This is a genomic window from Providencia sp. PROV156 (genome assembly GCF_028480905.1).
In the GTDB taxonomy this organism is placed as follows: Bacteria; Pseudomonadota; Gammaproteobacteria; order Enterobacterales; family Enterobacteriaceae; genus Providencia; species Providencia hangzhouensis.
On record NZ_JAMPPE010000017.1, the window covers coordinates 69,950 to 95,430 of the forward strand.

A 25,481-nucleotide genomic window follows, 5' to 3' on the forward strand; every position below is an offset into this window, starting at 1 on the left:
AAATGACTATTGATAAATCTCTTGCCCGTAAAATTAGCGGTGCGTATCAGTCAACATATAGCCAACTTGTGCGCTTTTTCCGCAATCGGCTAGATAACAGCAACGATGCTGATGATTTATCACAGGATGTGTTTACACTATGGCTAAACCGTAAAGAACAAACGCCTGTAAAAGAGAGCCGCGCTTATCTGTTTAAAATTGCGAATCATGTTTTGATTGACCATTGGCGACGTAACCAGCGCCAAACTAAATCAGAAACATCCATTGATGATGTTACTCATGAGCCACATTTTGAACAGAGCCAAGCTGACCCCAGTGAAATCTTGGAACATCAGCAACGCATCCAACGGCTGAGCGAAGCACTTGAAACGTTACCCCCCCGTCGACGAGAAGCATTTTTGCTGTATCGTTTTGATGGCTTATCTCAAAGCGAGATTGCTGAGCGAATGGAAATTTCAATCAGTATGGTGGAAAAACATATTGCGGCGGCGCTTGTTCACTGTAAAAAACACCTTGATAATCAGGGCAATAATTCGTAATGACACACGACTCTTTGCAAACATCAGATGATGAAAGCCGCATTGATGAAGAAGCCGCGCTGTGGTTTACCCGCATGCACAGCCAACGTATCAGCGCCCTTGAAACAGAGCAATTCAAACAATGGATTGCTGCATCACCTGAACATGCAAAAGCGTATGATGCCATTGCTGGACTATGGCGCGATTTTGATCACATGCCGCGCCCTGCTAGCACAATACTTCCCAAGGAAAAACGCCCTTTTTTTCGCTTATGGCGCCCTTTGGGCAATACCTTAGCAGCATTTTTTATTGCGGCTATTTTGTTTTTGCCATACAGCCACTTACCTTCGATGTTGCTCAATAATATGACCTTAGTGGCAACGGATACGCCTAAAGAAGTTACTTTACCTGATGGTTCCCAGCTGTTTCTTAACCGCAATACCCGGATTCATGTTGCCTATGAAACTCCAGTACGTAACCTGTATCTGGAACAGGGAAATGTTTATTTTAAAGTCAAATCCAACCCCTATCGGCCTTTTATAATTCAAGCTGATAACCGGCGTATTCAAGTGGTGGGAACAGAATTTGAAGTGAACAAAGTCGCTCAGCAAGTTGCCGTTAATGTCAGCCAAGGCATTGTCAGTTTTGAAGATGCAGCAAGCAAACAACCCGTTTTCCTACTTGCTGGTGACAGTGCAGTCAGTCAATCGCCGAACAGCCCAATCGCTCGCCAACACATCAACCCGCTAGATGTGGCTCGTTGGCGTTTTGGTGAATTAATTTTTGTCGATAAACCACTTTCAGAAGTCCTCGATGAACTTAAAAACTATTCATCGATAAATATCGAGCTTTCTCCCGCTCAATTAGCGAAGAGTAAAATCTCAGGTCGCATCAATACCCATCAGCCAGAACAGTTTTTTCAAGCCCTTCCTTCATTACTTCCGGTACAAGTCGTCTATCGAGATAAAAATAACGTATTGATTATTCAAAATAAAAAAAATAAATAAAAAATATTTTCATTTGCAGGTGAGGATAATTCTCATTTCACCCTCTTCTTAACTAGTCATCATTTTGCTGACCTATTGTCGCACACTTTTTGTGCAGCTTAAGAATAAGGGATAACCATGTCTATTCAGTTTACTCAAAGCCGATTAAGGCCGCTCGCCCTTGCTGTGGCGGCCAGTAGTGCCATTATTTGTCAAAATGCCTTCGCGCAAGAAATGAATTTTTCATTACCAGAACAATCACTTGCTACCTCTGTGGCTGAAATTAGCCGCCAAGGGCAAATCCAATTGATCTATGATAAAGGCCAGTTAAATGGCTTACGCGCACCTGCCTTGTCTGGCAACTACTCCGCACAAACCGCATTACAAAAAATACTTATCGGTAGCGGCTTAGAGTTAGTCAATGAAAATGGTGTTTTCGTTATTCGTCAGCAAAATTTAAGCCAAGGCACATTGGTATTACCGGAAACTCAAGTATCTGGCGTTGTTCAGAACCACCCCGCGACAGATGTGATGTCCGCACCACAATACGTGACTTCTGAAGAGATTAGCCAGAAAAATACCGGTGATGGCAATATTACGGATTTGATGAAAACTAACCCTGCTGTCCAATTTGCTAACAATGACAGTAACTCGATGAACCAAGGGGAAATCAAGCCTTCCCGCATCTCAATCCACGGTTCAAGCAGCTACCAAAACGCCTATCGCCTTGATGGAGTGAGCTTTAACAACGATTTTGACCCCGCAGACAGTGGTCTCGGTGAAACAGCGACCCGTCTGAGCAGTAGCGACCAAGGGATCTACATCGATAGCCGTCTGATCGACAGCATGACAGTGTATGACAATAACATTCCTGTTGAATTTGGTGGGTTTACAGGGGGCACCGTTGAGGTGAACAGCCGCCGTTGGCAAGGGGAAAATAGTGCTCATGCCTATTATCGCCTAACCCGCTCTGGTTGGAATAATTTGTTCCACGATTCATCGCAAGGGATTGATACTACCAAAAATGATACGGCAAATCCTGCTCGTTTCCAAAACCGCTATGATAAAAATGACTTTGGTGGCTGGTTTGAATTAGGAGTGAGTGAAAATTCAGGATTAGTTTTCTCCGCTTCACGTCGTAGTTCGACTATTCCGATGACAGTCACGGGGGGTGAAGCCTTTGTGCTGGAAAATAACCAAGTCGAGCCTATTTTTTCTGATTCAGGTAAAAAAAATCAGCGTCGTACTTCAGATAATTACTTTTTAAAGTATTCACTGGATTTATCCGATAAAAGTTCATTAGATTTATCTGCTAATTACGCCTCTTACGATAGCCGCTTATTTTCTTCGTCTGTCAGCAATTCTGGCTATGATTCAACCCATGATGGATTAGGTTTTACCGCTGTATTTAAACATCAGTTGGATTTAGGCCAATTTGAAATCACTGCTAATACACAAGACTTAAAAGATAACCGTAATAACGACCAGAAATACTCCCTAACGATCAGGGCATTCGACGACAATTGGAATATGATTGAACGCAATAGCGGAGGTCTTGGCGACTTAGAGTCTAAGCAAAAAACTCACGGACTAAAAACCGTGATGCGTTTTAATTCCCAAGAGGATGCGCTTGGATTAACACACCAACCAACACTCGGAGCTGAGGTAAATTACACCAAAGGCACCTATATTCGTGATCAAGACTATTTCCGTTACACCTACACTGGCAATATCATTGATGATGATTTATACGATGGTTACTTAAGTAATGTTACTCGGTTTAAAAAAGGCTCGTACTCTGCGGATTATACCAATTACGCCATCTTCCTTGATGACAGTATTCAATATGGCAAATTGAGTCTGCGCCCTGGAGTGCGTTTGGATCGCGATGATTTTGTCAATCGTACCAATATCGCCCCACGTTTAAGCGGAACCTACGATGTCTTTGGTGATGGCGCAACCCAATTGATAGCGGGAGCTAACCGTTATTATGGCCGCTCAATGCTCACTTATGCATTATACGGTGCACAAAATGACGGTATGCAAAATTGCATGGGCTGGGACAAAAATTTCGCGTGTTCACTTAACCCTGACAATAACAATTGGGATAATCAAAAAGACTATGAAGGGTTAGATTCACTCAAAACCCCCTATAACGATGAGCTGACTTTAGCGCTACAACAAGAAGTTCTTTCTACCACATGGCGTTTACAATATGTGCACCGTGAAGGCTACGACGAAGTCAGAAATCGCACTAAGTACGATAACCCACGTGACCCAAGTACTCGTAGTATTCGCACCTTTGATAACGGTGGGCGCAGCTCCCACGATACCGTTACATTATCGGTGAAAAATAGTCAACCGTGGGAATGGGCAGAAGCTTCTCATGTCATGAATGCCTCATTCACTTGGCAACAAAGTGAAAGTAATACGCCAAAAGACTCAGGCTACAGCGCTTACGATCCTGCCAATAAAGTGAATCTTAACAAAGTCTGGTATGACGGTAAGGTCATCGATGCGTCAAAACTGCCTTCAACCAGTTTTAACTCACCAATAAAATTCAATTTTGAGCTGACCAGTGTCTGGGACGAATATGACCTCACTTTATATAACCGATTGCAATGGTGGGGTGCACGTAGTCAAGCCGTCCGTTATGACAACTCTTACTATAGCGACCCTGAAGTTGGTCAATTACGTAAGTACACCAAACAAAACTTCGCCAGCAAATATACGTGGGATACCCGCTTAGGTTGGAAGCCTGAATTCGCTCATGGATTTGGTTTCTCGGTTGAAGTGAATAATATCTTGAATAATAAAAATATTGCTGACCGCTTCGTATTTGAAGATCGCGTATTGAAATCTTACGATCCGGGCCGTCAGTTCTGGTTACAAGTCAATTACGACCTGTAATTCCCAGCAATGTGAGCAATAAAACTCGTTAAACAATTAAAACAACAAATGAACAAAACGTCATGAAGACACTGAAACAATTTTTCTATTTAGTAAAACCTTTTTGGGGGCAGCGTGCTGCCCTTTTGTGCTGGATACTGCTGTTTGCCTCACTGGGGCTCACACTGTCATCTGTGTGGTTCAACGTCAAAATGAACATGTGGAACGGCGACTTTTATAACGCCCTACAAAAACTCGACGGCCAAGCCCTATATGGACTGTTGCAGTACTTTGTGATCTTAGTTAGTGGGCTGATTTTTGTCGTTGTGATGGGTAATTACCTAAAACAAATGCTGATTATCCGCTGGCGCAAAGGCATGACTGAGCAAGTACTTAGCCGTTGGTTATCCCCCAACAGTAAACATTACCTGTTAAGGCTGACATCACAAGAACCGGATAACCCAGACCAACGTATCGCTGAAGATATTCGTTTACTAATTGAATCAACATTAAATTTAGTGGTGACATTCCTTCACTCAATGCTAACGCTGATTTCATTTGCCGCTATTCTTTGGACGCTTTCCGGTAGCCTGTCGTTTAACTTTGCTGATAGCGACTGGACCATCCCTGGTTATATGTTCTGGGCTTGTATTATTTACACCCTTATTGGTATTGCACTTACCCAATGGATAGGTTTTCCGCTACGCCGTTTGCATATGGATAAGCAACGCCGCGAAGCGGATTACCGTAGCTCGCTAATTAATTGCCGCCAACACGGTGATGCCATCGCAGGGCAACGCGGTGAAACTCAAGATAGAAAAGAACTGATGGGTCGCTTTGGTGAAATTATCAGCAACTGGAACCGCCTTATTCGCTGTGAAAGAAATTTATCTTTTTATACAGTGGGTTACCAACAAGTTACCGCTTTAGCACCTGTATTACTCGCACTGCCTAAATTCCTTGCGGGTGAAATTATGTTAGGTGGCTTAATGCAATTGCGCCAAGCCTTTACCAGTGTTGCGACTTCACTCGGTTGGTTTATTTTTGCCTATAAAGAAATCGCCGCATGGCAAGCCACGGTCTCCCGTTTATACAACTTTGTGGTTTTATTGGAAAACGATAACAAAGCGGTGGTTACTATCGACGAAAAATCGCTACCTCTGGTGGCTAAATTATCCGTTTCTACCGCAGACAACCGCTGCTTAATTAATTCCGTGAATATAACCGCCAAACAAGGCGAATTAACCTTGATTAGTGGCCGTTCTGGTGTTGGTAAATCCACCTTATTACGCACGCTAAGTGGGCATTGGCCTTTCTTTAACGGTACTATCAGCCGAACAGAAAAAGTCATGTGGATCCCACAGCGTCTCTATTTACCAATTAGTCGGCTTGATAGCTTATTGGCTTATCCCAAAGCGGCATCCCAATTTAGTCAGCAAGATTTTCAATATGCATTGATGTTAGTCGGTTTAGAAAAACTGCATCATCAATTAGCACTCGAAACCGATTGGAACAACCGCTTATCTGGTGGAGAACAGCAGCGCATTATGTTTGCGCGTTTATTGCTCAATAGACCCAAACTGCTTTTATTGGATGAAACCACCTCCGCCCTTGATGAAAACAGCGCCTTAGAACTCCTCGCTCTATTGAAAGCTGAGTTACATGACAGCGCCATTGTTTTGGTTAGCCATCAGAGCTTCGTTGCTCAATTTGCGGAACAACACATATTGCTCGTGGAGCCTACGAGTGAAAAATCTTTAAATACAGGAACGCCTGAATATGCTTCATAAAATTACCTTCGCCACATTGATAAGCATTCTGCTCGGTGGCTGCGCAGGCAGTACATCGGTGAGCCAAAATTCAACCTCACTGTTACCTGTGCGCGGTGACCTTCAACACTATCAACTCGACAATGGGCTACAAGTTTACCTTCTGCAACGTAATCAACCCGGAGTTGAACTGCGTTTATTGGTCAGTAGCGGCTCATTACAAGAAAATGAACAGCAGCTTGGCCTCGCACACTTTACTGAACATATGGCGTTTAAAGGCACCAAACATTTTCCGGGAACCACGGGGTTCAAACAGCTGGAACACCAAGGGCTTAAACTCGGTAGCCATGTGAATGCCATTACGAGTTTAAATTCCACGCTATATAAATTATCACTCCCCGAAGCCACGACAGCACAAGTCGCCACAGGCTTACAAGTGATGGCCGATTGGGCGTCAAATATGACCTTTGACCAAGAAGCCTTTGAAAAAGAGCGCCCTGTAATTGTCGAAGAGTGGCGCTTACGCCAAGGGATGGGCTATCGCATCAATGACAGCTTAGAAAAATTACGCTACCACGGTAGCCGTTACGTCGATCGCAACCCAATTGGCTCATTAGATGTGGTACGCAATGCTCCGATTGAGCAAGCGAAAGACTATTATCAAACATGGTATCAGCCTCAGCGAATGTCACTATTAATTATTGGTGATTTCAATAGCTCATCAGTACGCAATCAGGTTAATAATTTATTTGCGCTCCCTAAACCTGAAAAAGTGGCAAAAGATGACCCTCAGTGGAAGCAATTTACTAGCACAACCAATATGTTAGTCCAAGGTGTGTTTGATAAAGAGCAAGGGGCGCGTTATGTGCAATTTGCTTTACAAAAGGATGTTAGCGCACCGCTAAATACCCGTTTAGGGCAGTCGGAAGATTTACTGGATAACCTCTGGTTAGCTATTTTAAACCAACGTTTCTCCGTTATGGTGGATAACGGCATTTTGCCGTCGATTAGCATCAATGAACAAGGGGCAATGTTAGATAACCAGCGCTTACAACAGTTGATGATCATCCACCCGAAAGGTAATGATTACCAAGGTGCAACTGAGATTTTATTTACAGAGTTACAACGCCTTGCTACTGAGCCGGTTACCCAAGAAGAACTTGATTCTGCAAAGCAAGCCATGCTGAAAAAATTTAGCCTGCAAGCCGCTTCAGAGCAACGTTATAGTAATGAATATTTAGCAGGGCAACTGACGACGGCGCTTGAATATGACATGCCAATGTGGAATAAGCGCCAACAGTTAGATAACAGCTACCAGTTAATGAAATCCGTTAAGCCGCAAGACTTACAACAGCATGTTGCTAAGTTCCTACAAACTGCTTCCCCGCGTTTAGCATTAATTGGACCTGATACTGATGCCTCTGCGATTGATAAATCGGCATTTAATCAGCAATGGCTTAAAATACGCCAAAGCACGCCGGGGCCATTTACGCTGCGCTCCAAAGCCATTCAACTGCAATTACCCCAATCCATAAAAGGCAGTATTGTTGAGCAATCTAAGCTCCCCGTTGAAAAAGCGGAACATTGGACTTTGAGTAATGGCATTCAGGTGATTGTTAAAACAGACAAAAACCTGAAAGATGATATTCAATTTAACTTGCAATTACCGGGTGGCCGCTCATTAGAAACGCAACAAACGGCAGGTTTAACGGATTGGGCGTTGAAACTTCCTGAAAGCAGCGGTTATGGAAATTACAGCGCGCGCGATCTGGCTCTGCTGGCAAAGCAAAACCAAATTAGCGTTCGCCCATACAGCGAATTGCTCACACATGGTTTTCGCGGAAAAGCCCCTGTCGATAACCTCGAAACGGCGCTACAGTTACTCAATTTAAAACTCACCGCTCCGCAATTTAGTGGTGAAAAATTAGAGCAACAAAAACAATCTTTTACTTTAAACTTATCCAAAACTCCCGTAGAACGCACTTTCCTTGATAATATTAATCGGGAAAGCTATACCCACGGTGAATTTTTGGTGATTAACCCACAGGGCAGCTGGCAGCAATTTACGGCTCAGCAGTTACAGCAAGCTAACCGCCAATTACTCACCTCAACAGCAGATATGACACTGGTCATTACAGGTGCAATGAATAGCCGTGATCTAAAACCTCTGTTAGAGCAATGGGTTGCCTCACTGCCACACAGTAACCAAAAACTGGTATCTCGCGACCAAGGGATCATGCCAAAAATGGCGAGTTTTAATAAAACTTATCCTATCAGCAGCAGCGATAAGAGCATGGTGAGTATTCAGTTCGCGTCACCTGCTGTCTGGAACCAGCAAGACAGCTTAGCGATTCAATTAATTGATACCATTGTGAGCCAACGCTTACGTGGTGAACTACGTGAGAAAGCGAGTGGTATTTATGCGCTAGGCTTTTCACAGATGCTCGCGAAGAAACCGCAACCGTATTACCTCGCGCGCTTGAATTTCACCACCTCGCCAGAACGTGCACAGGAAATGACGCAAATCGCCCAAAAAACGATTGGGCAAATTCGTCAAACGGGTATAAGTGAAAAAGAATTAACCGAAGCGAAAAATACTTGGCTCACTGAAAATTCACAAGTCACTGATAGCTCGAGCTACTGGACTGAGGCTCTAGCGCAGATTGCCAGTGATGATGGGCAATACCAGCGTTTAAACCAAGAACAAGATATTATTCGCCAACTCACAGTTGAGGATATTAACCGTTTAGCACATCAATATTTAGGGCAGAATTCAAAAGTGTTTATGATGACGCCTTGATATAAGCAAAACCAACAATTTAATCACCATTAGACTGTTGGTTTTATATCGTTTTTTACCATAATACATATTTACTTAAACAAACGCATTGCATTAGAAATAAAATTTATCAATCTTTCTTTAATAGGTTTAAATCTAAAAAAAAATCGTTCTCTGAATGAGCGACTAGGCTCCATTGTGTCATCAATTTTTTTGACTAATTGGTCAGGTGATAAATCCAGATATTCTCTAATATCATCATAAATTTTCTTTGGGTTTATTTTTTTTCGTTGAAGTAAATTTAAAATTAAATCAAGCTTAGATGGGAACGTATCTATATTTTCCTGACAAATTCTATCGCCGAGACTTTTATTAATCAATTCCATAGTCTCTGAAGAAACGGATCTTTTTGTTAGAATTTCTTTTATGTTTAAAATAGTTCCATCCATATATTGTTTTTGATTTGTAATATATGCATCTCGCTTAAATTTCTCCTCTTTTATTTTATTATCACATTCAGATTGTAACAATTCAATATTCAAATTCATTTTCTCATCAAAAAACTTCACTATATCATTATTTTTTGAATTACTTACCAAGTCAGGTAAATATTTACTTTTCTCACCTGTAAATTCATCATTAGAAATAAGAGTGTTAATTAACTTAAGTCGTCTAATACTCTCAATATTGTACATCTCATTACGACTTTCCTCATCCTTGACGTTTTTTATATTTTTAATTTTTTGTGTATAATCAGACTGATTATGCTTTAATACATCAATGTGCTCACTGCAATATTTGACCAAATTATTTTTAATAACATCTATTGTATCTCTGGAAAAATTAAAGTTTCCAAGCTTATTTGTAACTAAAGAAACTACAGTTCGACAACATGCATCATATATAGATAAGAAACGTGCATCTTGATACATAAGAAGAACTTTCTTTTTATCTTCCATACTACATAAAGAGCTAGAAATTTTTATAAAAACATTATCAATTTCTTTTCTTATATTATCTTCACCACCAAGCATTTCTCTTGTTCTAATATAGCTCGTCAAAAATTTTATATAGCTTAATCCACTTTCAGATAAATTACTTCCTCCTTCTAGTTCTTTAATTAAATCATTAAAACTATTATATTCAATTTTCTTTACCTCCTTATTTACTTCCTCACACCTATTTTCTTTTTTTAATTTTAATCTCACGCAATCTTTAATGTTGTTTTTTATTGTCATTGCTGTGTGTTTAACTTCTTTTTTTATTCCCTCACTTAAACTACACCTATCACACCCATTGTTATCAGCATTTCTTTCCTTCTCTTCAACATGTGTAGGTTGGTTAGCAAACTTTTCATCGTTAAAATCAGCCACTACCTCTTTATTTATACTTTTATTTTTAATAAAACCATCATACTTCATTCCCGCCTTATTGAGATACTTATCAATTTTCCTTCTAGCTTCGCCTTCAAGCTCAATATTTAAAGCATCTCTTATCTCACCCCACCCTGAATCACCTTTATTTTTAATTTCTTTTATTTCATTTATAAAAACATCGCTATTCCCCTCAAAAAAAACTGGATTTTCTTTTATTTTAATCACCATATCATTGAATGATAAAGATGAATATTTCTGTTCATCAAATTTTTTTTTACCTACACCCATCATATAAACCTCGCTCTAGTTTCTATTTTATTTCGAAGTAAAAAATCATAAAATAGCGTATAGAATCTCATTAGTTTTTTATATCAAATAGCGATTGCAAAACACTCACTTTATTTCATTGTTTTTTATATGATAACGCTTATATCTCATTGACATAGTATATTTTTAATGTGATTAATATTCTTATAATAAATAACGATAAAGAGACTCTATATGAATAACGTAACCATCCGCAGAGCAACATTAAACGATATCCCGGCAGTTACCCAAATGCACGCTGCCTATTCGGCGTATGCCAATACGTTACAGCTGCCATACCCAGCAGAAAGCACATGGGAAGCTCGCCTAAGTGCAAATGATCCGCTGGTAACGCAATTTGTCGCAGAGCTTAACCAAGAGATTGTTGGCTTACTGGTTATTCATCAACCTAGCCAAGTACGCCGTCGCCATGTGGCTACTTTCGGAATTACCGTTAGCGAAGCTCACCAAGGCAAAGGTATTGGCTCACAACTGATGCAAGTGATGGTGGATTACTGCGATAACTGGTTGAATGTCCATCGCATAGAACTAGAAGTGTTTGCAGCAAATGGCAATGGTGTTGGACTATATGAAAAGTTTGGATTTGAACTAGAAGGCCGCATGAGAGATTATGCATTTCGTGATGGGCAATATGTCGATGCCGTCATGATGAGTCGGATAAAAAAATAGCCATTAAAAATGCCACACAATAGGTGGCATTTAGCGCATCATGAAAACGTCTAAGAACTATTTGTCGCCTAACAGCACTGAATCCAGTGCAATCTCAATCATTTCATTGAACGTGGTTTGACGTTCTTCTGACGTTGTTTGTTCGCCAGTTTTGATATGGTCAGAAACGGTACAAATCGTTAACGCACGTGCGCCAAACTCCGCGGCAACACCATAGATACCCGCGGCTTCCATTTCAACGCCCAGGATGCCGTATTTTTCCATCACTTTGAACATATCAGGATCTGGTGAGTAGAATAGGTCTGCTGAGAATAGGTTACCCACACGTACATTCACGTTTCTTGCTTTTGCTGCTTCAACTGCATTATGAACTAAGTCATAGTCCGCAATCGCTGCAAAATCATTTTCTTTGAAACGTTGACGGTTAACGCGCGAATCAGTACAGGCACCCATACCGATAACGACATCACGTAATTTTACGTCATCCATTACTGCGCCACATGAACCAACACGAATAATCACTTTCACACCAAAATCAGTGATCAGTTCTTTCGCGTAAATGGAGCATGAAGGGATCCCCATACCGTGGCCCATTACAGAAATTTTACGGCCTTTATAAGTCCCTGTAAAACCTAACATGCCACGCACATTATTGACTTGACGAACATCCTGAAGGAAAGTTTCAGCGATGTATTTTGCACGTAATGGGTCGCCTGGCATCAGAACGACATCAGCGAAATCACCCATTTCTGCATTAATATGTGGAGTTGCCATGATTATTTCCCTTTAAACTATTAAATATTTTCAAATGAATAAGGTGGCTTCCCACCTTATTATTAATAATCTGTATCTTACTGGCCTAAGCAATTTGAATCGCAGCCAACGAACTACAGCTAGCTTATTACCCTTCAATAGCTCGCTCACTACCTTTCATACTTACCTATTACCCTAAATAATTTGAGTTGTAGCTAGGCGGCAAAGAAAATCATCCCTATGAGCATACATCAGTATGTGATTAGGGTGGTTTTATGCAGCCAACACCACTCTACAACTTAAAGTATGACGACAAAGCTTTGCCCATTACCTTTAATTCCCCGCCATTACCCTAAATAATTTGAGTTGTAGCAAGGCGGCAAGCAAAACCATCCCTATGAGCATACACAAGTATGTGATTAGGGTGGTTTTGTGCAGCCAACACCGCTACAGCTCAAAGTATGACGGGTAATGGGTGTTAAAGCATTGGTTTACCGTAATCCATCGGCGACAAATCAAAGTATTTCGCGACAGTCTGGCCAATATCTGCGAAAGTTTCACGGTGACCTAATGAACCTGGTTTCACTTTTGGACCATAAATCAACACTGGGATGTGCTCACGGGTATGGTCAGTACCTGGCCAGGTTGGGTCACAACCGTGGTCTGCCGTTAAAATTAGGATGTCGTCTTCTTTAACTAATTTCATTAGTTCAGGTAAACGGCGGTCAAATAATTCTAATGCCGCAGCATAACCTGCCACATCACGGCGGTGGCCATATGCGGAGTCAAAGTCCACAAAGTTAGTGAAAACGATGGTGTTGTCACCCGCTAGTTTCATTTCTTCTACCGTTGCATCGAATAGCGCATCGATACCAGTGGCTTTAATTTTCTTGGTGATACCGACATGAGCGTAAATATCCGCAATTTTACCGATAGAAACAACTTCACCTTGTTTTTCATCAACTAATTTTTTCAATACGGTTGGTGCTGGTGGCTCTACCGCTAAGTCATGACGGTTACCTGTACGTGTGAAGTTACCCGCTTTGTCGCCAACAAATGGACGCGCGATAACACGGCCAATGTTATAACCACCTTTGGTTAACTCTTCACGCGCAATTTCACACAGCTCATACAGTTTATCTAAGCCGTAAGTTTCTTCGTGACACGCAATTTGGAATACTGAGTCAGCAGAGGTATAGAAAATAGGTTTCCCTGTTTTCATGTGCTCTTCACCCAGTTGATCGAGGATAACTGTACCGGATGAATGGCAGTTACCTAAGTAACCCGGTAAATTCGCTTTCTCAACTAACGTATCCAGTAACTCTTGAGGGAAACTATTTTCTTCATCAGAAAAATATCCCCAATCGAATAACACAGGAACACCTGCGATTTCCCAGTGGCCTGAAGGCGTATCTTTACCCGAAGAAATTTCGCTCGCATAGCCGTATGCGCCAATAATTTCTGCATTAGGGTCAAGACCTGCAGGGAATGAACCGCTTGATTCTTCTCCTGCTTTACCTAAACCTAATTTTGTTAAATTAGGTAAATGCAGAGGCCCTTTACGACCAATATCCGCTTCGCCACGGGCGCAAGCATCTGCGATGTGACCCAATGTATTGGAACCTTCATCACCAAATTTATGTGCATCATGTGCTGCACCGATCCCAAAGGAATCCAAAACCATAATAAATGTGCGTTTCATATTTTTCTCCTGCGGTATTTTTAAAACGATATACCACTAAAATCTATTTGTATTACTCGCTGATTTGGCGATAAACCATTGGTGTTGTTTCAGGAGATTTGTCTCCAATCACCATCGCTTCACGCACTTCTTTCGCCGCCTCTTCCCACGCTTTTTCACTGTTTGCATGGATAATTGCCAGTGGCGTTTGGGTATCCACTTTGGCGCCTAACGCAGCGATATCACTCAAACCAACGCTATAATCAATTGGGTCTGTCGCTTTACGGCGACCACCGCCTAACGTCACGACAGACATTCCCAGCGCACGTGTATCCATTTGCGTGATAATGCCGTCTTTTGGTGCATAAACAGCTTTGCTCAGTACCGCAGTCGGCAAGTATTTGTTGTAATTTTCAACAAAATCAGCAGGCCCTTTTTGAGCTGCAACCATACGGCCAAACACTTCTGCCGCTTTACCATTGTCTAATACTGCCTGTAATTTTTGGCGCGCTTCTTCGCGGTTTGCTGCTAATGAACCAGATACCAGCATTTCTACACATAACGCCATAGTGACTTCATAAAGGCGTGGGTTACGGTATTCACCCGTTAAGAATTGAACCGCTTCACGAACTTCAACTGCGTTACCTGCGCTGGAAGCTAGCACTTCATTCATGTCAGTCAATAATGCCGTAGTTTTACAACCCGCCCCATTAGCGACCTTCACAATTGACTCAGCCAACTCTTCTGACTTCTCATAAGTTGGCATAAATGCGCCTGAGCCGACTTTAACGTCCATCACCAGAGCATCAAGGCCTTCAGCCAATTTTTTACCTAAGATTGAAGCGGTAATTAGCGGAATTGAATCCACTGTCGCTGTAATATCACGGGTCGCATAGAAACGTTTATCAGCAGGTGCTAATGAATTAGTTTGCCCAATAATTGCCACCCCGACATCTTTGATAATGTCACGGAAACGAACGTCATCCGGGAAGATATCGAAATTAGAGATCGCTTCAAGCTTGTCTAGTGTTCCACCAGTGTGGCCTAAACCACGGCCTGAGATCATCGGTACATAACCGCCACAAGCAGCGACCATAGGGCCAAGCATCAGTGAAGTCACATCACCCACGCCGCCAGTTGAGTGTTTATCAACTAATGGGCCATTGAGGTTGAGTGATTTCCAGTTCAGAACGGTTCCTGAATCACGCATTGCTAACGTTAATGCAACGCGCTCAGGCATGGTCATATCATTAAAATAGATAGTCATTGCCAATGCAGCAATTTGACCTTCTGAAACTGAGTTATCGCGAACACCATTGATAAAGAAACGAATTTCTTCTTCGCTTAATGGCTTACCATCACGTTTTTTACGGATAATTTCTTGTGCCAGAAACACAATATTCTCCTTTAAAGTCGAATTTATCGGCTAACAATATTGCGAAAATTAATAACTGCTGCTTGATTTTTTAACGTCAAAACCTAGCGTATTTAATAAATTTGCTAATAGGCTAGAAGCACCAAAACGGAAGTGGCGGCTATCTGCCCAATTGTCACCTAAAATTCGTCCCGCTAACGCTAAGTATTCTGCTGCTTCTTCTGCGGTACGTACACCACCAGCAGGTTTAAAGCCGACTGTTTTTTCAACGCCCATATCACGGATGACTTGCATCATGATTTCCGCGCTTTCTAATGTTGCATTAACAGGTACTTTACCTGTCGAGGTTTTAATAAAATCAGCGCCCGCTTTAATTGAAATTTCAGAAGCCTTACGGATTAGTGCTGCATCTTTTAACTCACCTGTCTCAATGATTACTTTCAGCAACACATTCGCAGCCGCACAAGCGTCTTTACAGGCTTTCACTAAATCAAAACCAATTTGTTCATTACCCGCAATCAGCGCACGATAAGGGAAAACAACATCAACTTCATCCGCACCGTAAGCAATTGCTGCTTTGGTTTCAGCTAATGCGATATCAATATCATCGTTACCGTGTGGGAAATTCGTAACCGTTGCAATACGCACATCTGGAGTGCCTTGCTCACGTAATGTTTTACGTGCAATGGGAATAAAACGAGGGTAAATACAGATTGCAGCGGTATTGCCTGCTGGGCTTTTCGCCTGATGACACAGTGCGATGACTTTCGCATCAGTATCGTCATCATTTAAAGTGGTTAAATCCATAAGTGACAGCGCGCGTTGTGCGGCCGCTTTTAAATCAGTCATATAACTCTCCAACGTTGTTAATTCTTCAGAACGACACGTTCTTTGTTGGCGAGCGGGCTTGGTTCCTTAAAGATGCTAGTCGGATTCTTTCCGAACTGAGCAGCTGAGATCCTTCTCACCGCATCATGCCCTAGAGTCCTAGACTCTGAGAACTAGCAGTTCCATAGCAGCTTACTAATGCCTATTTGACCATGGAATGATGCCATTTTATGTGCTACAAATCACATTAATCGACTGAATGTTACATTATTAAAATAAAAAATGTGATATAGATCAAATTATACCATCTATCGCCACCAATTCTTCTCTCAAATGGCTTTTTCAATATTTTCTTTATCATTGATTGACTAAGTTAAGAATAGTTGAAAATTTACGATTAATATAAAAAGTCATAAAAGAATATAACGAATCAAAATGAAAACGGAAGGATTAATCCCCTTCCGTTTAATTGGATTAGCTGATAGCAAATATAAATTAAATTACGGCTGCTGCGCCTAACGTCAAGAAAAAGCCAGCAATGGTTGCACTCATTAAGTTAGACAGGGTACCAGCCATAACCGCTTTCATACCTAAACGAGCGACATCACCACGGCGATTTGGCGCCATTCCGCCTAAACCACCGAGTAAGATAGCGACGGATGAAAGGTTAGCAAAACCACATAATGCAAACGAAATAATTGCTTTAGTATGGTCGGAAAGCACTTGTTTGCCTGCCGCCAGCACTTCAGCATCCGCTTTCATGTATTCACCGAAGTTCATGAATGCGACAAACTCATTCACAACAACTTTTTGGCCGATAAAAGAACCGGCAATTGTCGCTTCACTCCACGGCACACCAATTAAGAAGGCAATCGGAGCGAATAACCAACCTAATAATAATTCCAGTGATAATTGTGGATAATCAAACCAGCCACCAATACCACCTAAGATGCCATTGATCAATGCAATCAAAGCGATAAAGGCCAATAACATTGCCCCTACGTTCAGCGCCAGTTGCATCCCTGATGATGCCCCAGAAGCGGCCGCATCAATGATATTGGCAGGGCGTTCATCTTCAGCGACTAAATCTGTCGCATCAACCCTATCTTTTACATCTTCTGTTTCTGGAACCATCAGTTTGGCAAATAATAAACCACCTGGAGCGGCCATAAAGGAGGCAGCAATCAGGTATTCCATTGGTACACCCATTTGGGCGTAGCCGGCCAAAACTGAACCCGCTACAGAAGCTAAACCACCACACATAATGGCAAACAGCTCTGATGTCGTCATTGTTGCAATATAAGGGCGAACAACCAATGGTGCTTCCGTTTGCCCAACAAAAATATTTGCTGTTGCAGATAACGATTCTGTTCTTGAGGTTCCCAATATTTTTTGCAGACCACCACCAAGAACTTTAATCACTAACTGCATGATCCCTAAATAATAAAGGACAGCAATTAACGATGAGAAGAAAACAATAATTGGTAAAACGCGGAAAGCGAAAATAAAGCCACCGCCACCAAACAGTTCAAACATTTTATCGGAAACAAGGCCGCCAAAGATGAAGCTCATCCCATCTTGACCATATCCAATAACTTTAGAAACCGCGTCAGACATCCCTTGGAGCACACTACGCCCCGCTGGAACATAAAGAACAAATGCACCAATGGCTAATTGAATTAAAAATGCGCCGCCAACTGTGCGTAGTCTAATTGCTCGGCGATTGCTGGAAAATAGAATAGCTATCGCGATAAGTACCGCCATTCCGATAATACTCATAATGAGCTGCATGGAAGGATCCCTGTTCACTTTATTTTAGGTTGATATATAAGGAAACGTGTAAGTCACCTTGACTCTTAATTTGATGATTATACCTAGTCATCACCAATAACCCGCAATACTCATCACAAATACATACTGCAATAAACAACAAAAATTCACATAATGTGACAAAAGTCACAAAAACTATTCAGTTTAATCTGTAAAGGCACTAAAGTCCCAATTAAGCACAATAAAAACTAAATAGATTTTAATAGCCAATTAGTGAAATTATATAAATATTATTTATGATTCTGTATGCGATTTTACTTGGTGAGATTAAATAACGACAAACTATTGTTGTAAAGTTGTTGGGCTATTTCTGCAGGGGATTCGTGGCGAAGCTCACATAATGAACGAAAAACCCACTCAATACGTTCAGGACGATTTGGTTCGCCTTGAAAACCTGAAACTGGCATATCAGGGGCATCCGTTTCGAATAATAATGAAGTCAAAGGGAGTTGCGACATCACATGGCGAGTTTTATTCGCCCTGTCATAAGTAATTGTGCCACCAACACCAATATAATAGCCAAGTTTAACAAAGGCTTGGGCTTGAGATAGACTGCCGGCAAAACCATGCACAACGCCACGAGCTGGGACATCAAAACGACGTAGCATCGCAGCTAATGGGTCATGGCTTTTACGTGAATGTAAAATAACTGGTAAATCAAACTGTTTCGCTAACTTTAATTGTGCGGACAACACCACTTGCTGGCGCTCAAATTGCGGGTTTTGCATATAGAGGTCAAGCCCAATCTCCCCTATCGCCACACACTTTTTATTCTTTTTAGCTAGATAATCAGTCAATATATCAATATGTTGCTCTTGAAACTGACTCAAATATAACGGATGAAACCCCATAGCGGCATGCAACTGCGGGTACTGCTGTGCCAGTTGCCAAACTCGTGCAAAATTATCCATACTCACTGTAGGAATGATAATATTACTCACCCCACTTTGTTGAGCAAGCTGCAAACTTTCAGTGAAGGAATCACTAAAAGGTGGGAAATCAAAATGGCAATGAGTATCAATAAATTGAAGCTTAGCCATCACGATTTTCATTTGCGGATATTGCAGCTAGAGGCATTGAGGTTGCAGGCTCTGTCACCAATTCTGGAATGAGCTCATTCGGTATCTGTGGCTCGAGCTGAATATCTAATGGGTTAGACTCAATTTTCTGTGCCAAAGTATGGCTAAAGCGATTTGTGTTGTGGTCAAAGGCATCACCCAGCGCTGCAATAAAATAGCGACCACACCGGCGCCCCGTATGGTAATCTTGATTAAGCGAAGATACCTTACTACCCAGCGCACTGCTTTTCAGTGGAACAGGTGGATAAATCTCAAAGACCTGTACATCTTTTGGTGGGTTTTCAATAAATTCTTGTGTTCTACGGTAGCTTTTCAGATGAACTTTCAGCATCGCAGCCATACGTTGTAGGCCATTTTTATCCCCTTCCAGCCACCGAGTCATTCTTTTCACCCATTCAGGGGTAAAATACATTTGGGAAGGAACGGTACGGATCACCACAATAGTCTCTGCACCGCGGCGGTATGCCTCTTCAACTGGGATAGCAGCACTAATGCCACCATCTTGGTAAAGCGTGCCATCAAATTCGACACCTTCACGATAAAAGCCGGGAATAGCGCTGGATGCACGAATAATATCGAGCCAGTTGTCTGCGTCAGGCTTTAGAAAAGCAGCGGAAAAATCATCACTGCGGCTTGCTCCCATATAGAATTCACGGCCTGAATTTAATAAATCGAGCCCTGCTTGTATACGTAATGGGAATTCTTTTGCTGTGGTGTCGACGAGCCAATCTAAATCAATCAGATGGCCGCCGCGGATAAAGCGCAGTGGATTGAAAAATGCCGAATTAGTCGTATAACGCGTGATCACACGGCGTGCATAACCTGCTTGCCCACAAATATACGCAGAAAGATTTTGTGCCCCAGCTGAAGTGCCTATCATCAGGTCAAAAGGGTTGAAATCAGAAATAAGAAACTCATCCAGTACACCCGCAGTAAAAATCCCTCGTTGACCGCCACCTTCACAAATCAGGGCAGTTTTTCCCGAGTTGATATTATCAAAGAATGCAAGCGGCTCAATCGTGCCGAGTGTAACTGAAACGTGTTTTCCCATAATGCCTCTGAATGACAGAAGTTCACTTTAAATAGCTCAAAAACAGAATGAGCTTCCCTTTGAAAGCCCATTCTATCCGCATTGTACAATAAATATTCAGCAATATGAGCTATTGAGACATTTATTTACTGATTAGTTAGCGATGACTAAACCATTTTGTACTGATTTTACCCCATTAACTTGCGATGCCACTTGGGTAATTTTATCAATTTGATCGGCTGATTTAACAAAGCCTGATAAGTAAACAACACCATTGACTGTTTTTACTGATACGCTGTTACTCGAAATACCTTTCGTACCCAGTAATTTTCCTTTTACATCCGCCGTAATCGCGGAGTCATCAATGTAGTCACCGGTGTTTTTAGCGCCACTCGAAATGGCATTCCCAGTATCTTTACCTGCCATTTCAACGGTCTTAGATGCACTGTCCCAGGTTTCTGAGGCTTGTTTTTTCAAAGCGCTATCTGATGATGAGCTACAAGCCGCAAGCGCCCAGCTCAACCCAATAACTCCTAACAAACTCAATAGTTTTGCTTTTTTCATAAAAACCTTCCTTTCACTGCAATGGACAACGAATAATATAGCCTAAGTAAAAAAACATAAAAAATAAAGAGAAAGGTGATAAAGACAGAATATTCTTGATGATAAGCATAAAAAAACAGGGAAAGTTGCTTTAAATGAAGTTCGAAATAAGATGACCCACTAACTATGTTAGTCGTGGGTCATAAACACAATTAGTGTTCGCGTGTTTTGCGGAATTTAACGTCAGGGTAACGTTCACTAGTCAGGTTCAAATTCACCATAGTCGGTGCGATATAAGACAAGTTGTCGCCACCATCAAGGGCTAAGTTTTGCTCATTTTTGCGTTTAAACTCTTCGAATTTCTTCGCATCATCACACTCAACCCAACGCGCAGTAGAAACGTTAACGGCTTCATAAATAGCTTCAACGTTATATTCGCTTTTTAAACGTGAAACCACCACGTCAAACTGCAGCACCCCTACCGCACCAACAATTAAATCATTGTTAGTTAACGGGCGGAACACCTGTACTGCGCCCTCTTCAGATAACTGAACGAGGCCTTTTAACAGTTGTTTTTGTTTTAGCGGATCACGTAAGCGAATACGGCGGAATAATTCAGGGGCAAAGTTAGGAATACCCGTAAATTTGAGCTCTTCACCTTGTGTGAAGGTATCACCGATTTGAATCGTACCATGGTTATGTAACCCAATGATGTCCCCTGCATAGGCGTTTTCGACCTGAGAGCGATCCCCCGCCATAAAGGTTAAAGCATCAGAAATGACCACATCTTTTTTGATGCGCACTTGGCGTAGTTTCATGCCTTTTTCATAAGTACCTGAAACTATACGCATAAACGCAACACGGTCACGGTGTTTCGGGTCCATATTTGCTTGGATTTTAAATACGAAACCAGTGAACTTTTCTTCTGTCGCATTAACTTGGCGTAAATCTGTTTGGCGCGGTTGTGGCTGAGGAGCCCATTCCACTAGGCCATCTAGCATATGGTCAACACCAAAGTTACCTAACGCTGTTCCGAAAAAGACAGGGGTTAATTCACCCTGCAAGAATGCGTCATGGTCAAATTCATGAGATGCCCCTTGAACCAATTCCAGCTCATCACGTAACTGTGCCGCTAATTCATCACCTACGGCAGCATCAAGATCTGGGTTATTCAGCCCTTTAATTATACGGACTTCTTGAATCGTATGTCCTTGGCCTGTTTGGTATAGGATTGTTTCATCGCGTAATAAATGATAAACACCCTTGAATAATTTACCACAACCAATAGGCCATGTGATTGGACAACAAGCAATTTTCAGCTCATTTTCCACTTCATCCATTAATTCCATTGGGTCACGAATATCACGGTCCAACTTATTCATGAAAGTTAAGATTGGAGTGTCACGTAGACGAGTGACTTCCATCAGTTTACGTGTCCGGTCTTCAACCCCTTTACCCGAGTCAATGACCATCAAGCAGCAGTCAACTGCCGTTAATGTACGATAAGTATCTTCAGAGAAGTCTTCGTGACCTGGGGTATCCAATAAGTTAACAAGACAATCATTATAAGGAAACTGCATAACAGAGGTGGTAATCGAAATACCACGCTGCTTTTCCATTTCCATCCAGTCAGATTTAGCGTGTTGGTTAGAGCCACGGCCTTTTACCGTACCAGCACGTTGAATAGCGTGCCCAAACAATAACACTTTTTCGGTTATTGTGGTTTTACCCGCATCGGGGTGGGATATGATAGCAAACGTTCTGCGTGTGCTAACTTCATGGAGAAAGTTCTGATCTGTCATTTAACCGTTCTTTTCGTTTATATACAGATTTGTATAAGCATTCGAAGAGGCTCAATGTGGCTCTTGGCGTCGCAAATCCGTCTTGTTAATCAAAATTGGCGGATATTTTCGCAGATCTTGGGGGTATTAACAATCAAAGCATCGAGGAACAGGCAAAACAGTCCCTCGATGGCTCACTAAATTGACTCAATAAACACCGTCTTTATGCATCAACTAAGCACTAACCAAACGGGCTATTTCATCCCCTAACGCCTGCGTACTGGCATCGCCGCCCATATCACGAGTCAAATGTTGGCGCTGTTTAATCGCTGTTTCTACTGCGGACATAATCGAATCATGCATTTCAGGACATCCCAAATGCTGCATCATCATGGCGGCTGCCCAAATCGTACCAATCGGGTTGGCAATATTTTGCCCTGCGATATCAGGTGCTGACCCGTGAACAGGCTCAAACATCGATGGGAATTGTTTTTCTGGGTTAATATTGGCCGAGGGTGCAATCGCAATAGTTCCCGTACAAGCAGGCCCTAAATCAGACAAAATATCGCCAAATAGATTTGACCCTACAATCACATCGTAGAACTCTGGCATTCTCACTAAGTTTGCAGCAAAGATATCAATATGAAATTGGTCAACTTTGATATCTGGGTATTGCTTCGCCATTTCGGCTACACGGCTATCCCAATAAGGCATTGAATGAAATAGCCCATTGGATTTCGTCGCTGAACTTAAATGTTTTTTCTCACGTGACTGCGCCAAATCAAAAGCATATTTTAAGATACGGTCGGTACCTTTACGGGTAAAAACGCTTTGTTGCAGTACCATTTCTTCATCCGTACCTTCGTACTGAATACCGCCAATCGCAGAGTATTCCCCCTCAACATTTTCACGCACGACATAAAAATCAATATCTCCCGGTTTTTTATCTGCTAATGGGCATTTAATGCCATCAAATAAACGAACAGGACGCAAATTAACATATTGGTTGAAAGCACGACGGATAGGTAATAACAGCCCCCATAACGAAATATGATCAGGAACACCAGGGAACCCTACCGCACCGAGAAAAATCGCATCAAATTTCTTTAATTGTTCTAAACCATCTTCAGGCATCATACGCCCTGTACGGTGATAGGTTTCACACGACCAATCAAAATGGGTAAAGTTAAGTTTTACATTGTGTTTATTGGCTGCCGCTGCTAATACTTTTAATCCTTCAGGGATCACTTCGGTACCAATACCATCACCAGGAATAACCGCTATGTTAAATTGTGACATTGTGAAAACCTCTGATAAATGAATTATGTCTGTTTGTTCTCCAGTTTAGGGGTTGCTGTGATAAAGTATAGATATGAAGTGTAATCCTTAGGTTTACAAACTATGAACAAGCTTCCTTCGTTAGAGGATATCCGCGTTTTTGTCACGGTTGCCCGTTTGATGAGTTTCTCTCAAGCCGCATCACAGCTGTTGGTATCCCCAGCTTATGTTTCTAAACGCATTAAGTTGCTAGAAGAAAATTTAGGACAAACTTTATTTTTTAGAACGGCTCGCTCAATTAAGCTGACTCACGAAGGGCAAATTATTTTACGTAGCAGTGAAGTGATGCTAGCTGAATTGGAACAGATGCAACAACAACTGAACGCCTGTCGCGAAGAGATCCGCGGCAATCTACGTATCAGTTGTAGCACAGGGTTTGGCAGTACTTATATTAACCCGTTTATACTCACATTACGGGGGAGTCATCCTTTATTAGGCATTGACCTCACTTTAACCGATAAGTCTGTCGATATTATTAGTGAAAACATTGATGTTGATATCTGTATTGGCGGTACGATAGCTGAGCAATTTATTGCTAGGCGAATTGCGCGGAACCAGCGTATTCTGTGCGCTTCTCCAACCTACTTAGCAACACACGGCTACCCAAAATACCCACAAGAACTGGAACAAAAGCACTTTTGTATTGCGATTAAAGAACGTAACCAAGCCCCCGCGGTATGGAAGCTTGAATACCAGCAAGAAAGTATGACGGTCACTCCCAATAGCAAATTAACCGTCAATAATGGTGAAGTCGCCAAGCAATGGTGCTTAAGTGGTGAAGGGATCCTATTGCGCTCCCAATGGAGTGTGCAGCCTGAGTTACAGTCAGGCCAATTAGTACGAGTGTTACCGCAATGGCATCAAACTGCAGATGTTTATGCTGTATATTCGAGAAGTCTCCGAACGAGTGCTAATCTTAGAGTCTTTATCGAAAATCTAGAGCAATACCTTGCTACTCACTTATCACATGGTTTTTAGTTAACTCCATAAGTTATAAGGTAAACATGAATTGATGACAGAAACAGAGACATTCAAAGAACGTTTGTTGAAATTGCTAAAACAGAAAAAAATGAGTCAATTAAAAGCCGCTAAAGCCCTTGGTGTTTCCCGAACGGCGGTTAACAAATGGACGAAAGGCGGCATGATTGATGAAGATAATCTTGAAAAGCTCGCCACGTTATTGGATGTCGACAAGATATGGTTGAAATACGGTGAGTATACCAATAACCAAGTCACTGTTAGCAATTCAGGCGTCATGCGCAACATCAACGAAGTCCATCTTCAAGAATCCGCAGATATCGTGACCTGGGAGTGGGACTTATTAACTGGGGAATTGAACTACTCGGACAACGTTGAAGCCGTTTATGGTATCAAAATCACCAGTAATGAAGATTTCTGGGCTTTAATGAGCCATGACTCCAAAGAAAAATTGGTTAATGGCTATTCCAAAATTATTCGTGAAGGCGGTGCCCATGAAATGGATTTTAAAATTAACTGGGAAGGCGATTACCGTTGGATCACATCCCGAGCAACAGGAGTCAGAGGCCCTAATGGCAAAGTGACAAAGCTGGTTGGGATCAGTTTAGACAACACCGAACGTAAAAATACCGAACTACGCCTACGTAAAATCAAATGCTATTTTGATGTATTATTATCTCATTTCAATCATTTAGTCGTATTTACAGATAAAGCAGGCGAAATATTAGCCAGCAACTTACACAATCAATCGACTGAAATAGATTACCTTGAACTACAACGTTTATTATATCAATTAGTGATCAACCATAAGCCATGGTTAGATGAAGTATTTCGTACAGGGCGTGGTCAAATCGTATTTCAAGACAAGCAAATTACGGCTTATCAACACTTTAATGATGAAAAACAGCCTTTTTTAATGTTTGAATTAAAAGATATTTAAAACAGGTATTTT

General features: G+C 41.7%; 19 protein-coding genes. 8 read left to right on the forward strand and 11 right to left on the reverse strand.

Annotated features, from left to right (window positions below):
• Window positions 1-2: 2 nt before the first annotated feature.
• The 5 genes from PSF31_RS13615 to PSF31_RS13635 all read left to right on the forward strand — a co-directional run bounded on the left by PSF31_RS13615 (window position 3) and on the right by PSF31_RS13635 (window position 8,962).
• The gene (locus PSF31_RS13615; RefSeq protein WP_096864546.1) at window positions 3-539 is read left to right on the forward strand and encodes an RNA polymerase sigma factor; all 537 of its coding nucleotides are present in this window, start codon (window positions 3-5) and stop codon (window positions 537-539) included.
• Window positions 539-1,525, forward strand: coding sequence for a FecR family protein (locus PSF31_RS13620; RefSeq protein ID WP_110592438.1), 987 nt, complete (start codon window positions 539-541; stop codon window positions 1,523-1,525). Before PSF31_RS13615 ends, PSF31_RS13620 begins: the two co-directional genes overlap by 1 nt.
• Before the next feature lie 117 nt (window positions 1,526-1,642).
• A complete protein-coding gene (locus tag PSF31_RS13625; protein ID WP_153673311.1) occupies window positions 1,643-4,414 on the forward strand; it encodes a secretin and TonB N-terminal domain-containing protein in 2,772 nt (923 codons plus the stop codon).
• Between the two features lie 62 nt (window positions 4,415-4,476).
• Window positions 4,477-6,183, forward strand: a complete 1,707-nt coding sequence (locus PSF31_RS13630; RefSeq protein WP_096864547.1) for an ABC transporter ATP-binding protein/permease — start codon at window positions 4,477-4,479, stop codon at window positions 6,181-6,183.
• On the forward strand, window positions 6,173-8,962 hold the full coding sequence (locus PSF31_RS13635; protein WP_096864548.1) for a M16 family metallopeptidase: 2,790 nt from the start codon (window positions 6,173-6,175) through the stop codon (window positions 8,960-8,962). The genes PSF31_RS13630 and PSF31_RS13635 overlap by 11 nt, the downstream gene beginning before the upstream one ends.
• Before the next feature lie 71 nt (window positions 8,963-9,033).
• Here PSF31_RS13635 and PSF31_RS13640 read toward each other — a convergent pair whose 3' ends face one another.
• Window positions 9,034-10,608: a hypothetical protein gene (locus PSF31_RS13640; protein WP_272683200.1), complete on the reverse strand. Its 1,575-nt coding sequence runs from the start codon at window positions 10,606-10,608 to the stop codon at window positions 9,034-9,036.
• Between the two features lie 210 nt (window positions 10,609-10,818).
• Here PSF31_RS13640 and PSF31_RS13645 point away from each other — a divergent pair, with 210 nt between their 5' ends.
• Window positions 10,819-11,313: a GNAT family N-acetyltransferase gene (locus PSF31_RS13645; protein ID WP_096864550.1), complete on the forward strand. Its 495-nt coding sequence runs from the start codon at window positions 10,819-10,821 to the stop codon at window positions 11,311-11,313.
• 57 nt (window positions 11,314-11,370) lie between these two features.
• On the opposite strand, the gene deoD is transcribed toward PSF31_RS13645, so the two are convergent.
• From deoD to PSF31_RS13695, 10 genes are all read right to left on the reverse strand, one after another.
• The gene (gene deoD, locus PSF31_RS13650; protein WP_004914779.1) at window positions 11,371-12,087 is read right to left on the reverse strand and encodes a purine-nucleoside phosphorylase; all 717 of its coding nucleotides are present in this window, start codon (window positions 12,085-12,087) and stop codon (window positions 11,371-11,373) included.
• Between the two features lie 457 nt (window positions 12,088-12,544).
• Window positions 12,545-13,768 (reverse strand): phosphopentomutase, encoded by a 1,224-nt coding sequence (deoB, locus tag PSF31_RS13655; protein ID WP_004905728.1) that lies wholly within the window; start codon window positions 13,766-13,768, stop codon window positions 12,545-12,547.
• Window positions 13,769-13,820: 52 nt separating this feature from the next.
• Complete coding sequence (gene deoA / locus PSF31_RS13660; RefSeq protein ID WP_096864551.1) at window positions 13,821-15,143, reverse strand: thymidine phosphorylase; 1,323 nt, start codon at window positions 15,141-15,143, stop codon at window positions 13,821-13,823.
• 48 nt (window positions 15,144-15,191) lie between these two features.
• The gene (gene deoC, locus PSF31_RS13665) at window positions 15,192-15,971 is read right to left on the reverse strand and encodes a deoxyribose-phosphate aldolase (protein ID WP_094962728.1); all 780 of its coding nucleotides are present in this window, start codon (window positions 15,969-15,971) and stop codon (window positions 15,192-15,194) included.
• A gap of 474 nt (window positions 15,972-16,445) precedes the next feature.
• Window positions 16,446-17,729, reverse strand: a complete 1,284-nt coding sequence (locus tag PSF31_RS13670; RefSeq protein WP_172767538.1) for a NupC/NupG family nucleoside CNT transporter — start codon at window positions 17,727-17,729, stop codon at window positions 16,446-16,448.
• A gap of 305 nt (window positions 17,730-18,034) precedes the next feature.
• Window positions 18,035-18,820, reverse strand: a complete 786-nt coding sequence (locus PSF31_RS13675; protein WP_232062916.1) for a TatD family hydrolase — start codon at window positions 18,818-18,820, stop codon at window positions 18,035-18,037.
• Window positions 18,813-19,910: a patatin-like phospholipase family protein gene (locus PSF31_RS13680; RefSeq protein WP_096864553.1), complete on the reverse strand. Its 1,098-nt coding sequence runs from the start codon at window positions 19,908-19,910 to the stop codon at window positions 18,813-18,815. Before PSF31_RS13680 ends, PSF31_RS13675 begins: the two co-directional genes overlap by 8 nt.
• 132 nt (window positions 19,911-20,042) lie before the next feature.
• The gene (locus PSF31_RS13685) at window positions 20,043-20,453 is read right to left on the reverse strand and encodes a BON domain-containing protein (RefSeq protein WP_004905738.1); all 411 of its coding nucleotides are present in this window, start codon (window positions 20,451-20,453) and stop codon (window positions 20,043-20,045) included.
• A 191-nt stretch (window positions 20,454-20,644) separates the two neighbouring features.
• Window positions 20,645-22,234 carry a peptide chain release factor 3 gene (gene prfC, locus PSF31_RS13690; RefSeq protein WP_094962725.1) on the reverse strand — a complete coding sequence of 530 codons (1,590 nt, stop codon included), beginning with the start codon at window positions 22,232-22,234 and terminating at the stop codon, window positions 20,645-20,647.
• A 213-nt stretch (window positions 22,235-22,447) separates the two neighbouring features.
• Window positions 22,448-23,512 (reverse strand): tartrate dehydrogenase, encoded by a 1,065-nt coding sequence (locus tag PSF31_RS13695; RefSeq protein WP_094962724.1) that lies wholly within the window; start codon window positions 23,510-23,512, stop codon window positions 22,448-22,450.
• 102 nt (window positions 23,513-23,614) lie between these two features.
• Here PSF31_RS13695 and PSF31_RS13700 point away from each other — a divergent pair, with 102 nt between their 5' ends.
• Window positions 23,615-24,529, forward strand: a complete 915-nt coding sequence (locus PSF31_RS13700; protein WP_004905744.1) for a LysR family transcriptional regulator — start codon at window positions 23,615-23,617, stop codon at window positions 24,527-24,529.
• Window positions 24,530-24,563: 34 nt separating this feature from the next.
• Window positions 24,564-25,469, forward strand: a complete 906-nt coding sequence (locus tag PSF31_RS13705; protein ID WP_096864554.1) for a helix-turn-helix domain-containing protein — start codon at window positions 24,564-24,566, stop codon at window positions 25,467-25,469.
• Window positions 25,470-25,481 lie beyond the last annotated feature (12 nt).